The 13,315-nt window shown below is 62.6% G+C and carries 13 protein-coding genes; 12 read left to right on the top strand and 1 reads right to left on the bottom strand.

Going from position 1 to position 13,315, the window contains the following annotated elements; translation table 11 throughout:
• Positions 1 to 469 precede the first annotated feature (469 nt).
• Positions 470 to 1,510, bottom strand: a complete 1,041-nt coding sequence (locus tag ACTQWD_RS06455; RefSeq protein WP_441559557.1) for a zinc ribbon domain-containing protein — start codon at positions 1,508 to 1,510, stop codon at positions 470 to 472.
• A gap of 345 nt (positions 1,511 to 1,855) precedes the next feature.
• On the opposite strand from ACTQWD_RS06455, the gene ACTQWD_RS06460 reads away from it, so the two are divergent.
• The 12 genes from ACTQWD_RS06460 to ACTQWD_RS06515 all read left to right on the top strand — a co-directional run bounded on the left by ACTQWD_RS06460 (position 1,856) and on the right by ACTQWD_RS06515 (position 13,315).
• Entirely contained in the window at positions 1,856 to 2,767 is a 912-nt protein-coding gene (locus tag ACTQWD_RS06460; RefSeq protein ID WP_441559558.1) for a serine hydrolase, read from the top strand.
• A 282-nt stretch (positions 2,768 to 3,049) separates the two neighbouring features.
• Positions 3,050 to 3,733 (top strand): dTMP kinase, encoded by a 684-nt coding sequence (tmk, locus tag ACTQWD_RS06465; protein WP_441559559.1) that lies wholly within the window; start codon positions 3,050 to 3,052, stop codon positions 3,731 to 3,733.
• Position 3,734: 1 nt separating this feature from the next.
• A complete protein-coding gene (locus tag ACTQWD_RS06470) occupies positions 3,735 to 4,862 on the top strand; it encodes an ATP-binding protein (RefSeq protein WP_427794013.1) in 1,128 nt (375 codons plus the stop codon).
• Positions 4,853 to 6,547 carry a PSP1 domain-containing protein gene (locus tag ACTQWD_RS06475; RefSeq protein ID WP_441559560.1) on the top strand — a complete coding sequence of 565 codons (1,695 nt, stop codon included), beginning with the start codon at positions 4,853 to 4,855 and terminating at the stop codon, positions 6,545 to 6,547. Before ACTQWD_RS06470 ends, ACTQWD_RS06475 begins: the two co-directional genes overlap by 10 nt.
• Before the next feature lie 150 nt (positions 6,548 to 6,697).
• Positions 6,698 to 7,456 (top strand): ComF family protein, encoded by a 759-nt coding sequence (locus ACTQWD_RS06480; protein ID WP_441559561.1) that lies wholly within the window; start codon positions 6,698 to 6,700, stop codon positions 7,454 to 7,456.
• Positions 7,457 to 7,466: 10 nt separating this feature from the next.
• Positions 7,467 to 7,646, top strand: a complete 180-nt coding sequence (locus ACTQWD_RS06485; protein ID WP_441559562.1) for a hypothetical protein — start codon at positions 7,467 to 7,469, stop codon at positions 7,644 to 7,646.
• 414 nt (positions 7,647 to 8,060) lie between these two features.
• On the top strand, positions 8,061 to 9,053 hold the full coding sequence (locus ACTQWD_RS06490) for a substrate-binding periplasmic protein (protein WP_441559580.1): 993 nt from the start codon (positions 8,061 to 8,063) through the stop codon (positions 9,051 to 9,053).
• 317 nt (positions 9,054 to 9,370) lie between these two features.
• Complete coding sequence (gene hpf / locus ACTQWD_RS06495) at positions 9,371 to 9,955, top strand: ribosome hibernation-promoting factor, HPF/YfiA family (RefSeq protein WP_441559563.1); 585 nt, start codon at positions 9,371 to 9,373, stop codon at positions 9,953 to 9,955.
• A gap of 80 nt (positions 9,956 to 10,035) precedes the next feature.
• A complete protein-coding gene (locus tag ACTQWD_RS06500) occupies positions 10,036 to 10,989 on the top strand; it encodes a DegV family protein (RefSeq protein WP_427718953.1) in 954 nt (317 codons plus the stop codon).
• 98 nt (positions 10,990 to 11,087) lie between these two features.
• A complete protein-coding gene (locus ACTQWD_RS06505; RefSeq protein WP_441559564.1) occupies positions 11,088 to 12,167 on the top strand; it encodes an NAD(P)-binding domain-containing protein in 1,080 nt (359 codons plus the stop codon).
• A 5-nt stretch (positions 12,168 to 12,172) separates the two neighbouring features.
• Positions 12,173 to 12,601 carry a hypothetical protein gene (locus tag ACTQWD_RS06510; RefSeq protein WP_441559565.1) on the top strand — a complete coding sequence of 143 codons (429 nt, stop codon included), beginning with the start codon at positions 12,173 to 12,175 and terminating at the stop codon, positions 12,599 to 12,601.
• 15 nt (positions 12,602 to 12,616) lie between these two features.
• Positions 12,617 to 13,315 (top strand): hypothetical protein, encoded by a 699-nt coding sequence (locus ACTQWD_RS06515; protein WP_427718960.1) that lies wholly within the window; start codon positions 12,617 to 12,619, stop codon positions 13,313 to 13,315.

Here is a 13,315-nt window from a genome sequence, read left to right on the forward strand (position 1 = left end):
GGACGGAGAATCGAAATGCGGTGGGGTGCGCGGACATACCGGGCTGACCGCCGGCAGCGCGCCCGCAAGAGCCCGCGGATATTAGCTTGCCAGGCAAGCGTCGACTAAACGTGCAACGTGCGCGGGCCCTCCCGACGGGAAACGAAAAAGCCCGGTTTAAAACCGGGCTCGAACAAACACGCCTATTGACAGTGGCTTTCTCATATTAGCAGGGCTCGAAGCCCAAAAAGAAAGGCCACCGTCGCTAAGACGATGACCCAACTTCATTAAGCAACGGCTCTGCCCAGCTCTCTACAACTTGGGCTGCCGTCGGCACCATTTTACCCTCCTGACGAGGAATTTGTCCATATTCCAAAAATCAAATCCTGTTCGCGCGTGGGCGTAAACTTTTAGTTGGGCAAATCCGGCAGATTGGGTAGTCATTGGGGACGTTCTTTAATGACTAGTCGTTTAAGGACGTCGCATGCGACTAGTTCACTTCGACGGGTGCGGCGCCGGGGTAGCGGTCCTCAAAGTCCAGACGGTATTTGTTGTCGTTGGTGCCCGCTACGTTGTCGCGCGCCAGCGGCGCCACGATCTCGTCCTTGTGGTTGGCGGGGCTGGAGTACTCAAGGCTGATCTCCCAGGCATCGCAAATGACGTCAATGCGATTCTCCAGGTCGTCGTAGAGCGTGATGATGTCTTTCCACGAGCTGTAGTTCTGCGAGTCGATGAGAACGTCCAGGTCCTCGACCTCGTCCTTGAGGTCGTCTATCTGATCCTCGAGTGCCTCGGCGGTGTCGCTGGCCGACTGACGCGAGCTGCGGTCATCCTTAAGGTAATACGTGTTGAATGTGGTGGCGCAGTCGCGGACCTGCTGGTCAAGATCAGAGAGCCTGCTGTAGTAGGAGCTCAGCTGGTCGTAGACGTTTTGCTCGCTGATGGTGGCGGCATCGTGGGCGTCATCGTCATCATCGTCAAGCTTGTTGGGGTCGCCCTTGACGGAGACGTCATCGTCGTCGTGGTCGATCTTGACCTTCTCGATGGTTGTGCCCTTGGAATCGTCGGCGTTATTGTTGAACAGTCCGATCATAAAGAATGCGACCAGCGCGATAATCACGACGACCAGTACGGCGATGATGCCGATAAACAGAGCGTTGTTGTTTTTGGGCGCGACGGGAGCACCGGCCTGCGGAGCAGCGGTTGGAATGGGTTGCTGAGCCGCGGCGTTGGCCGCCGCCCATTGCTGCGTCGTGCCGGCTTCCGGCTGGGGAGCGGGCGCGGGCTGATGGGCGGACTGCACGGTCACGTCCTCCTGCTGGGGCTGAGTTTCCGTGGGCTGCTGCGTAGACTGAACCGTGGTCGCGGCGGTGTCGAAGGCGGCATCGGACGCGGCGGCATGTTCGGCCGCCTGCGCATCCTCTTGCGACTGAGAGACCTGGCCATCATCGGTTGCCGGCGTTCCGCAGCTGGTGCAAAAACGCTCGTCGTCTTTCAGAAGCTTGCCGCAATGGGTGCAAAACCGGGGCATGATGGTTCCTTCCATTCGATGTGTTGGCTAGATTATAAGGTGGTTCAGGTGCGGTTGGGCCGCGCCGACCCAACTGGTTGTGTGAGGATAGCCGTGCCGCGCAAGCCCTGTCGCATGCGTCACAATGAGTGCGGCGTGCTGGGTGTCCGGCGCGGCCGTTTATCGACGGCTCGGTAGAATGCGATGGTGGGGAGTGAGTCTGTGTACTGCGGCGAGCAAGGCCGGGATGGCGGCGACAACGTGGAGGCGTTCCGGTTCCCGCCGGGGGATGCGCCCCTCGCTGCGCGCGATTGCTCGCGTCGAGTGTTTTGTGCCGGGATGTTGACCGGAGCGCTTGCCTCGGTGATGAGTCTCGGCGGTTGTGCCGCGCGCCGCAACGAGGCTGGGAGTTCCGCTGTCCCTGCCAAACAAAAGGCGAATCATCCGTCCGCTCAAAAGATGGAGGCTGTCTCCCGGGCTTCTTGGATTGCCGGCCTCCAGCAAGATGTCGAAGCCCTTGTCGAGCCATATGGTGGGTCTACCTCGGTCTATGCTGTGGCGCTTGATCCTCAAACGTTCGCGTCGCTCGATGGCGAAGTCGCCGTGGCGCCGGACGCGCGACGTGTGGCGGCAAGCATCATCAAGCTTCCCATTCTCGCTTGTGCGCTCGAGACCGTGACGGCGGGCGAGCTGTCCCTCGACGAGCAGATAACGGTAACGCAACAGGATATCGTGGGTGGCAGCGGCAACATTCAGTCGCGCGGCGCGGGTGTATCGTACAGTATTGACGAGCTGCTGCACGCCATGATCGCCCAGAGCGATAACGTGGCAGCGAACCTTGTTATCGGCAGGCTTGGCATGGATACGGTCAACGAAACGTGTGCCGCATTGGGGCTGACCCAGACCGTGCTCGCTCGTTTGATGATGGACGCCGAGGCCCAGGCACAAGGTCGCGAGAACTACGCGAGCGCTCGTGATGCTGCGGCCGTGTTGCAGCGGCTGGCGGCGGGGACAATCGCGACGCCCGAGCTGTGCGAGCGAGCGCGCGGGTATCTGCTGGCGCAGGAAGACGCGCGCGGTATTGTCGAGGGCGTTCCCGGCGGCGTTTTGGCCGCGCATAAAACGGGCAGCCTGGCGAATGCTCAGCACGATGCCGCAATCGTCTACGCCGAGCGCCCTTACGTGCTGGCAATCCTCACCCAAGACCTCGAACGCGAGCAGGCCCTAGCCCTCGAGCGCGACATTTCCTTCGCCATCAACGCCCGCGCCCACTCCTAAGTTGCGGTGAAATAGGGATTGTATTTGCCGCTAGAAGGCGTATTCAGTCCCTATTTCACCGCAACTTAGAGGGTCGGCAGTTAGGGACGTTCCTTTTCTGCCGGCACTTTAGGAACGTCTCTAACTGTCACCTAAGTAGTCATTGGGGACGTTCTTAAACGACTAGTCATTAAAGAACGTCCCCAATGACTAGGTCCGATTTGGGGTGCGCCGGACGCTGGGGTATCATGGCTTGGTTGCTATAACTTGCATTTACGCGCCTTGTAGGAAGGGACTGCGCCCATGGCTTTTGAGCCCGCTCAACATAGCTTTATCACGCTCGAGGGCGTCGATGGTGCCGGTAAGTCCACGCAGGCGCGCCTGCTGGCCCGTGCGCTCGAGCTCGCTGGCTACCAGGTCGTGACCCTGCGTGAGCCGGGTGGTACCGCCATTAGTGAAAAGATCCGTTCCCTGCTGCTCGACCCCGCCAATACGGCGATGGGGGATACCTGCGAGCTGCTGCTCTACGAGGCCGCACGCGCCCAGCTGGTGCACGAGGTCATAGCTCCCGCCCTTGCGGCCGGTAAGGTGGTCCTGTGCGACCGCTTCTACGATTCCACGACCTGCTACCAGGCGTTTGCCGACGGCCTCGATCGCCAGATGGTACGCGACGCCAACAACCTTGCTGTCGCGGGGACGCACCCGGCGCTCACGCTCGTCTATCACATCACGCCCGAGCAGGCGGCGCTGCGCATGTCCGCCCGTGGTGCGGTCGACCGCATGGAGGCCAAGGGCATGGCGTTCCAGGAGCGCGTTTACCAGGGATTTAGTGCCATTGCCGCCGAGGAGCCAGATCGCGTGAAGCTCATCGACGCCACCGCTTCCATCGAGGACGTCTTCGCGCAGACGGTCGAGCAGGTTCGCGCGTACGGTCTCGACATTTCCCAGGACGCCGTCACCGCCACGCTTGCCCAGGAGGCCGAGTAACATGGCCCCCGCTCAGGCAAGCCTGCTGGCCAAGCTCGACACCCAAGAGCGCGTACGCGATTTTTTGACCAACGCCGTCGCCAGCGGCCGCGCATCGCACGCCTACCTGTTTTTGGGCGCTCCCGGTGCCGGCAAGCTCGATGCCGCCTGGGCGCTCGCCCAAGCCTTCCTGTGCGAACAGGACGGCTGCGGCTCATGCGATAGCTGTGTGCGTGTCGCCCGCCATACGCACCCCGACGTGCACTATTACACGCCCGAGAGCGCCACGGGCTACCTCATCGCCCAGACCCGCGAGCTGCTCGACGACGTGCCGCTGGCGCCCATCCGTGCCAAGGCCAAGGTCTACATCATCGACCGTGCCGAGCAGCTGCGCGCCAACACCGCCAACGCACTGCTCAAGACGCTCGAGGAGCCGCCCGAGGGCGTTATGTTTATCTTGCTGGGCACCTCGGCAGACGTGATGTTGCCCACCATCGTGAGCCGCTGCCAGTGCGTGCCGTTTCGGCTGGTGTCGCCCGCCGTGGCCACGAAGGCCGTGAGCCGCGCGACGGGCCAGGATCTCGCACGCTGTCGCATGGCGGTCGCCGTGGCGGGGAGCCCCACGCGCGGCATCGAGTTCCTTAAGAGCGCCGAGCGCCAGGATGCTCGCCGCCAGATGATCCGCGCCATCGATTCGCTCATCGCCGCCGACGAGGCCGATGTACTCAGCCGCGCCAAGTCGCTCATCGTCGCCGTTAAGGCTCCGCTCGCCGAGGTCAAGTCCACGCAGGAAAAGGTGCTCGAGCAAAACGCCGATTATCTGTCGCGTGGAGCATTGAAGCAGCTTGAGGACCGCAACAAGCGCGAACTCAATGCGCGCGAGCGTTCGGGTATCATGGAAGCGCTGGCGAGCGCGCGGACGCTCATGCGCGACGTGCTGCTGACGCTTCAGGATGAGGCGGCAGACATTGTGAACGAGGACGTGCGCGACACGATCGGGCGGCTTGCCGCCGCGACGAATGTTGCGGGTGCCACCCGGGCGCTCGAGGCGGTCGCGACCGCCGAGCGCAACATTGCCAGAAACGTTACTCCCCAGCTGGCCATCGAGGTCATGCTGTTCGATATCAGGAAGGCACTGAAATGCCGTTAGTCGTACCCGTTAAGTTTACCTACGCCTCGCGCGACCTGTGGTTTGACCCGCAGGATCTGGATATCCTCGAGGCCGATTATGCCATTTGCTCCACCGAGCGCGGAACCGAGATCGGCCTGGTCACGGCCGATCCCTTCGAGGTGCCGCAAGACGAGATCGGTCAGCCGCTCAAGCCCGTGCTGCGTGTGGCGAGCGATATCGACCTGCAGCTTGCCGACGACCTGGCCATCCAGGGCGATGAGGCCATGGTCGATTTCCGCCGTCTGGTCAAAGATCTCGACCTCGAGATGAAGCCGGTGGGTGTCGAATACCTGTTTGGCGGCGAGAAAGCCGTGTTCTACTTTGCGGCCGAGGAGCGCGTCGATTTTCGTCAGCTCGTCAAGGATCTGTCCTCGACGCTGCACATTCGCGTTGACATGCGCCAGATTGGCGTGCGTGACGAGACCCGCTTGGTGGGCGGCTATGCCCAATGCGGACAGGAGCTCTGCTGCACGCGCTTTGGCGGACAGTTTGAGCCCGTCTCGATTCGCATGGCAAAAGAGCAGGACCTGCCGCTCAATTCGTCTAAGATCAGCGGCGTGTGCGGCCGCCTGATGTGCTGCCTGCGCTATGAGTTCGAGGCGTACAAGGACTTTAAGAGCCGTGCGCCCAAAAAGAAGACGCTCATCGATACGCCGCTCGGCAAGGCGCGTATCCAGGAATATGACACGCCGCGTGAGCAGCTGGTGCTGCGCTTGGAGAACGGTAAAGTCTTTAAGGTCAACCTGGCCGATATGACGTGCTCGGAGGGCTGCAAAAAGAAGGCCGCCGAGCAGGGCTGCAGCTGCCGCCCCGACTGCGTGATGCGCGATGTGCTCGAGCGCATCGAGTCGCCCGAGATGCGCCTGGCGCTCATGGAGCTCGATCGCGAGAACGGCGTCGACGTGGGCGATGGCCTGTCGAGTGCCGACCGTCTGGCCGGCACGTCGATGCCCAAGCGCCGTCGTCGCGATGCCGAATCCGATGCTTGTGTCGGTCAGGGCCAGGGCGAGGGTCGTGGCCGCGGAAAGGGCCGCGGCAAGGCCGAGGCTTCCGAGGCCGAGGAGGCGGCCGGCGGCCGTCGTCGCCGCAAGCGCGCGGCGTCCGTCGACAACGGCGAGACCGCGGGCAAGAACGCCTCTCGCGAGCGCGAGGCTCAGCAGCCCCAGCAGCAAAACCGCGGCGGCGGCATGAACCCCACGCGCCGTCGTCGCCGCCACCTGTCGAGCGAGGAGCGCGAGGACGCCTTCCGCGCCGCAGCCGCTCGCGAGGCCGGTGCCGCTCCCAAGGGCGCCTCGGCCTCCGACGCGCCTGCCGACAAGGCTGGCAGGCCACGTGGCGAGGAGGAGCGCGCGCCGCGTCCGCGCCGTCGCCATTCCTCGGGCACGCAGCAGAAACCCTCGGTTCCTTCTGTGGCCGATCAGGTTTCGGATGGTGAAGTCAAGGTCACGCGCCGTCGCCCCGGCGATGGCGGAGGAGCTGCCGCCAAGGCTTCGCGCGGCGGTGCTCGCGACGAGCGCGAACCGCGTGAGGATCGCAGTGGCGAGGGTTCGGCCGACCAGAGTCAGAAGCGCCGCCGCCGTCGCCGTTCCCGCAAGCCGCGCCAGGATGGTGGCGAAGGCTCGACCCACACCTCGTCCGCACCGCAACCGCCTGCCGGCGAATAGCGCCCGCAAGCGGATTCGACTTGTCTGACCCCAAGTGCAACGGGGTATCATGGCACTGAATCGACAACCCTCCCTTCGCCCAAGCGTAGGGAGGGTTTTGTCATAAATAACTATCTGAATGGTTTGAGCCGCTTACGGAGTGCCGACATCTTGCCGTTTGCGGATGAATTGCTACCGTTTGCCGAGCGCGCGGCGCATGAGGCACTCGAGGTTCTTTCGCCCACGCGATGCGCCGGTTGCGAGCGTGCCGGTGCGCTTATTTGTCGGGAGTGCCTGGCGTCGCTCACGCTTGTCGATCCGCGCCACAGCTGCACGAGGTGCGGCGCTCCGTTTGGAGACCTGCTGTGTACCGAGTGCTCGGTCGAGGGTGCGTCTTCGACGGTGGCTAAGGCCCTCGATCGCTGCCTGGTGTGCGCTGTCTATGCACATCCGTTGCCGCGCATCATCAAGGCATACAAGGATGCGGGCGAGCGCCGTCTGGCACCGTATCTGGCAGAGCTGCTCTACGACACCGCCCTGCATGCCCAGGTAGCAGCCCCCGACCGTTATGGCGGCGTGCTGTCCGGTGCCGACGCGGTGGTATTTGTGCCCGCGACTGCGGCGGCGTTTCGGCGGCGTGGTTTTGATCACATGGAAGCAATCGCGCGCTCGTTTTGCGATCTTTCGGGCGTGCCATTGGTGGACGCCTTGGTCAAATACGGTCATGGCGACCAGCGCGAACTCGGTCGCGCCGAGCGCCGGGAACATGCCCGGGACATGTACGAGACGGTCGAGGATGTACGTGGCTGTCGTCTGCTGCTCATCGACGATGTCATTACCACGGGCGCAACAATGGCAGCAGCCTCGGCGGAGCTTAAGCGCGCCGGCGCCAAAGCCGTCGATGGCCTCGCTATCGCACGCGTTTGGTAGGGGTGGTTTTGTGGCAGTGAAGATTGCGCGGCGCGTCGAGCCGACAGGCGAGCAACTGGCAGCCTCTGTAATCCTGACCGGCGCCTCGGCGCTACGCATGATGCGCGCCGAGCGCCGGCATTTGGGTCACATCAGTTGGAGGGACTTCCATCCCGATAAAGAGCGCCGTGTGCTGCCCGCCTCGACCTGAGAAATCTGTACTCGCGGTGCGAATGACGCCCTAACCTTAAACTTTAGCTTGAACTTAGTTATAATGCGCTACGTTCCCGCCAGGCTGTGGTTGCGGACGGGCAATGCGCCCATCCAAGTCCAAGACAGACGCGGTCAAAGGGATCCACGTAAGCGACCGCGTGCGCGCGGCGCGATCATGGCGCGTCCTAGATGTAAGCCGCACCGTCCGTTCTACTTTCTTTGGGGCAATACCGCCTCGCGGGCGAGCGGGCCAGTCGTGAAGGTGGCTGCGGCCTCCCGAGCAAACGCCCCGGTGCGCAAGTGTGGGGTCAAATACCAGGTCAGCTGGTGGGAACAACCCGATATTCCGTGCAGGGCACGGATCGTATACGACACAGAAGGCAGGGTAGCGGACATGGTGAGGGGCAGCTTGATGCATGCAGCTCGGTTGGGTGCTGGGACCGCGGCGGTCATTGCCGTTTTGGGCCTGAGTGGATGCGCGTTCAATCCACTGTCCACGTTCACGACGCCCACGATCGACCAGATCGAGCACGAGACCGTTACCCCCACGGTATCGGACGATGCCCTGGTCACGCCGGGAACCCTGACGGTCGCCCTCGATACTTCCGATGCCCCGCAAGCCATGCAGGATGCCGACGGAAACCTCACGGGCTATGCGGTCGATGCCGCTCGTGCCCTCGCATGCCGCATGGGTCTCAAGGTCGCCTTTGTCGATGCGTCCTCGGCCGATTCCGCGCTCAGCGATAAAAAGGCCGATATCTTCATTGGCGACGTCAGCTCTACGGACGGCGATATCAGCTCGCTTGGCACCTGTCTGTACGACGCCCCCGCCGTATTCGGCAAGAGCACTGACGGCGAGTCGTTGAGCGTTTCCACCGAAACCCTTAACACCGCTACCCTGGGCGTTCAGACCTTCTCGGCCTCGCAGGAAGCGCTCGCCAAGCAGGGCATCACGGCCAACCAAAAGACCTTCTCCAACATCAACGAGTGCTTCGAGGCACTCGAGTCGGGCGAGGTCGATTACGTGATCTGTGATTCCACGGCCGGTGGTTACCTCGCGCGCCTGATGAGCCAGATCTCCTGTGTCGGCACGCTCGAGACGCCCTCCACGCTTGGTGTCGCAGGCCTTAGCTCTAACGATGAGCTGTGCCGTGCCGTGAGCGATGCCCTCGACGACATCACGGTCGACGGCACGCTCGAGGCGGTCCACTGCGTCTGGTACGGCCAAATGCCCTATGACCTTACCGCCAAGACTGTTTCGGGGGCCAATGTGCAGGCATCCGAATCTACGTCCAACGAGACCGAGTCCTCCGATGGCGACACCTCCGATAACAACGGCGACAGCCCCTCGTCTAGCCAGGAGGGCGCCATCACCGACGATGACATCAACAAGCTCAATAGCTAGTTATTGGTAGGGGTGGCGCCTGCCATACATTGAACAAGGCGCTTCTTCACGGTTTCAACACGCATGGCCGGGTCTCCCCCATAGGGGAGCCCGGCTTTTCAATTTTGATAAAACCAGCAGCTCAAGGGCAATTTCCAGGAGAAAAACCAACTCCGTCGACGCCCTCATATAGCGCACTTTGACGCGGAAAAGTGCGAGACTTCGGTATGCGGTATCAAGCAGTCGTTATTCGGGCCTTTGGGAATTCGGGTGATTAAATGCACGGCAATGGGTACATAGCCAGTACAGTAAGTCCCCGAGGCAGATTGGAGCCACGTATGGATATCAAGGTTTCTGGACGCAAGACGACGGTAACCGATGCTCTGCGTGCGCATGTGGACGAGAAGGTCGGCGAGGCGCTCAAGGTTTTCGATATCGAGCCCATGACAGTCGACGTCGTGCTTCGTTATGAGAAGAACCCCTCGAACCCCAACCCGGCAATCGTCGAGGTCACGGTTCGTGCCCGCGGCTCTGTGATTCGCGTCGCCGAGCACGGCGCAGATATGTATGCCGCCATCGATCTCTCCGCCGATAAGGTCACCCGCCAGCTGCGCAAGTTCAAGACCAAGGTTGTGGACAACCGCCAGGGCGGTGCCAGCGCCGCGGATGTCGCACCGGTCGAGCGCGTCGAGGATCTGGCCGACCTGCTGCTGCCCGAGGAGGACGACGACCTGCTCGTCCGCGAGAAGGTCATCGATGTCACCCCGATGACTGAGGAGCAGGCGCTGGTGCAGACCGATCTGCTCGGCCACGACTTCTACGTGTTCGAGAACGCGACGACTGGCCTCATCAATGTGGTGTATCACCGTAAGAATGGTGGATATGGCATCATCAAGCCCCGCATCGAAACACTTGACGAGTAAAATACGTTAACTTGCATGAGTTAACGGTTGGCGGCCATCCCATGCGGGTGGCCGCCTTTTTTACGTAAGGAGTCGCTTTGATGGACAAGGCCGCATCCGCCGGTCATTCGGACCGTTGCCGTATCGTCGTCGATACCTGCTGCGACTTTAACCCCGAGGTCGCCGCGAACCTCGATGTCGATATCTTGGGCTTCCCTTTCATTATCGATGGCGAGGAGCGCACGGACGACATCTGGTCGAGCATGAGCCCTAAGGAGTTCTACGACCGCATGCGCGCCGGTGCCCGCGTGTCCACCTCGGCTGTGTCGCTCGGTCGCTATATCGAGTTCTTTACCGAGTGCGCCAAAGAGGGCACGCCCACGGTTTACCTGTGCTTTACCTCGGCGCTGTCGTCGAGCTACAACTCCGCGTGCCAGGCGGCAGATGCCGTGCGCGCCGAGTATCCCAACTTTGAGCTCTACGTGGTCGACAACGCTCTGCCCTGCGCGACCGGCGAGCTCCTGGCGCTTGAGGCCGTGCGCCAGCGTTCGGCGGGACTGACTGCCAAGCAGCTGGTCGATTGGGCAAACGAGGCCAAGACCTACGTGCACGGCTACTTTACGCTCGAGAGCTTCGATGCGCTGGCTGCCGGCGGCCGCATTCCGCCCGCGGCGGCGCAGCTCACGGCAAAGCTCGACGTCAAGCCCGAGCTCTCCTACGACCTTGCCGGCTCGCTGTCGCTGATCGGCGTCAACCGCGGCCGCAAGAAGGCGCTCAAGTCCATCCTCAAGTCGTTCCGCGAGAACTACGTGCCCGATCGCACCATGCCCATCGCCATCATGACGGCCGATGCCGAAAAGGACGGTGACTGGCTCGAAGCCGCCATCCGCAAGGAGGAGGGCTGCGCCGACGTCACGATCATTCGCAGCTCCGTGGGCCCCACCATCGGCTCGCACGTGGGCCCCGGCATGGTGGCCTGCGCGTTTTGGGGCAAGAACCGCACCGACAAGGCGTCGCTTTCCGACCGCATCGCCCGCCGCGTGCGCGGCCAGTAGACAAGCGCTGCGTCCGTAATCGCCCTCGACTCACAGCCCAAACGCTGGCAACGAGTATTCAACCTGGTAATAACACCCAACCCAAAAGGAAAGGTTTCATGGCAAACAAGCTCTCTGTCGCATTTATCGGCACCGGAATCATGGGTGCCCCTATCGCCGTCCACATTCTGGACGCTGGCTATCCCGTCACGGTCAACAACCGCACCAAGTCCAAGGCTGCAGCGCTTGTTGAGCGCGGTGCCGTCTGGGCCGATACGCCGGCAGATGCCGCGGCGAACGCCGACGTCGTCTTTACCATGGTGGGCTATCCCTCCGAGGTCGAGGAGCTCTACCTGGCGGGCGACGGTCTGCTCGCGTGCACTAAGCCCGGTGCGGTCCTGATCGACCTCACCACGAGCTCGCCCGAGCTGGCGCGCGACATTGCCGAGGCCGCCCAGGTTTCCGGCCGCATGGCGTTTGACTGCCCCGTCACCGGCGGCGAGTCGGGTGCTATCGCCGGCACGCTTACGGCTATCGTGGGCGCTACCGAGAACGACATTGCCCCGGTCCGCGATATCCTTTCCACCTTTGCGGCAACCATCTGCTGCTTCGACGGCGCCGGCAAGGGCCAGGCTGCCAAGCTCGCCAACCAGGTGTCGCTGGGCGCCTGCATGGTCGGCATGGCCGATGCGCTGGCGTTTGCCGAGCTGAGCGGCCTTGATATGGAGAAGACCCGTCAGATGATCCTGGGCGGCACCGGCAAGTCCGGTGCCATGGAGAGCCTGGCGCCCAAGGCGCTCGACGGCGACTACAAGCCCGGTTTTATGGTGGAGCACTTCATCAAGGACCTGCGCTTGGCGCTCGCCTATGCCGACGACCGCGAGCTTGCGCTGCCCGGCGCCGACGTGGCCTTTACGCTCTATGACATGCTCGACGCCATCGGTGGTGCCAAGCTGGGTACCCAGGCCATCAATGTTCTCTATAAGGAGGAGGCCGACGCCATTGCCGCCGGTCTGGACTGGTCGCAGTATCGTCCCGAGGAGCATGGTGCTCACGAGGAAGGCTGTGGTTGCGGCGAGCATGGCGACGACCACGAGTGCGGTTGTGGCCACCACCATGGCGAGGACCACGAGTGCTGCGGCGGTCACGGCCATGACGACGGCCACGAGTGCTGCTGCGGCCACCATCACGAGGAGTAGCGCCCATGAGCTGGACGTTCGTGGTGCTTGCACTAGTGCTCTTTCTCTTTGCGATCTACATTGGCTTTTTGTGCGGCCAGTGGGCGTGCGAAAAGCGCGTCGTCACCAAGCGCGACTACTGGATTGCCAACTTTGCAGGAGCGGCGGCAGTCGTCCTGCTGACCTGGGTGTTCTCGCTGTTCCCGCTGGTGCAGTTTGCGCCGATCGGCTGGCTTGGCGGCTTTATCGCCGGCCTTAAGATGAGCTTTGGCGAGTCCGTTGGTCCGTGGCGCAAGCACGATGAGGTCTTTAACGTCAACCAGGCTCATCGCGCCGCCGCCGACGCAGGCGACGCCGAGGAGCGCCGCCGCGCGCGTCGCAATGGCGCGGCTGACCGACAGCTCGTCTCGGTCACCGATGACAGCAAGGGTGCTGGCAGGCACACTAAGAAATAGTAAGAAGAGGTAACTATGGCAGAAAACAAAGACGAACAGCTCACCGACGAGGAGCTGGCACAGCTTCAGCTGGCAGAGGAGAACGAGAACACCGTCGACCGCTTGGTCCAGGAGCTCGGCTGCCCCACGCGCCGTATCCGCCAGTTTGCCGCCCGCGTGCTGCACCTGCTTGCCGAGCGCGATCCGCAGCGCGTCGTGCCCTGCGTGCCCGCGCTGATCGAGGCGCTCGACCGCCCCGAGGCTCAGACTCGCTGGGAGGCCCTCGATGCCCTGGCGGCGCTCGCCACCACCTGCCCCGACCAGCTGGGCGATGCCTTTGAGGGCGCCGAGACCGCACTGTTTGACGAGATTTCCTCCACGCTGCGCTATGCCGCCTTCCGCCTGCTGTGCGTGTGGGGTGCCACGAGCGTCGAGCGTTCGCGCGAGGCTTGGCCCATCCTGGACGAGGCCATCCAGTGCTACCACGGTGACCTCGAGTATCGCGATATGCTCGGCTGCCTGTACGAGTTTGGCAAAGGCGAGATCGATGCCGAGATCGCCGAGAAGCTTGCGCTGCGCCTTAAGTTCGATGCCGAGAACGGCAAGGGCAGCTATCTCAAGGCCCGTTCGAGCGAGATTTGCGAAATGCTTGTTAAACGTTTTGGCCTGGATCTCTCCAAAAAGAAGAAGCGTGCTAGCGTTAAAAAATCTGACGACGCCGAAGACGAGGAGTAA

It is taken from the genome of Collinsella sp. LCP19S3_B6 (assembly GCF_052121815.1).
In the GTDB taxonomy this organism is placed as follows: Bacteria; Actinomycetota; Coriobacteriia; order Coriobacteriales; family Coriobacteriaceae; genus Collinsella.

Coding starts and splice junctions, on each gene's coding strand:
- tmk (WP_441559559.1), top strand. CDS start 3,050: ATGGCTTTTGAGCCCGCTCAACATAGCTTTATCACGCTCGAGGGCGTC.
- ACTQWD_RS06515 (WP_427718960.1), top strand. CDS start 12,617: ATGGCAGAAAACAAAGACGAACAGCTCACCGACGAGGAGCTGGCACAG.
- ACTQWD_RS06475 (WP_441559560.1), top strand. CDS start 4,853: ATGCCGTTAGTCGTACCCGTTAAGTTTACCTACGCCTCGCGCGACCTG.
- ACTQWD_RS06460 (WP_441559558.1), top strand. CDS start 1,856: ATGAGTCTCGGCGGTTGTGCCGCGCGCCGCAACGAGGCTGGGAGTTCC.
- ACTQWD_RS06455 (WP_441559557.1), bottom strand. CDS start 1,510: ATGCCCCGGTTTTGCACCCATTGCGGCAAGCTTCTGAAAGACGACGAG.
- ACTQWD_RS06490 (WP_441559580.1), top strand. CDS start 8,061: ATGCATGCAGCTCGGTTGGGTGCTGGGACCGCGGCGGTCATTGCCGTT.
- ACTQWD_RS06510 (WP_441559565.1), top strand. CDS start 12,173: ATGAGCTGGACGTTCGTGGTGCTTGCACTAGTGCTCTTTCTCTTTGCG.
- ACTQWD_RS06470 (WP_427794013.1), top strand. CDS start 3,735: ATGGCCCCCGCTCAGGCAAGCCTGCTGGCCAAGCTCGACACCCAAGAG.
- ACTQWD_RS06500 (WP_427718953.1), top strand. CDS start 10,036: ATGGACAAGGCCGCATCCGCCGGTCATTCGGACCGTTGCCGTATCGTC.
- hpf (WP_441559563.1), top strand. CDS start 9,371: ATGGATATCAAGGTTTCTGGACGCAAGACGACGGTAACCGATGCTCTG.
- ACTQWD_RS06505 (WP_441559564.1), top strand. CDS start 11,088: ATGGCAAACAAGCTCTCTGTCGCATTTATCGGCACCGGAATCATGGGT.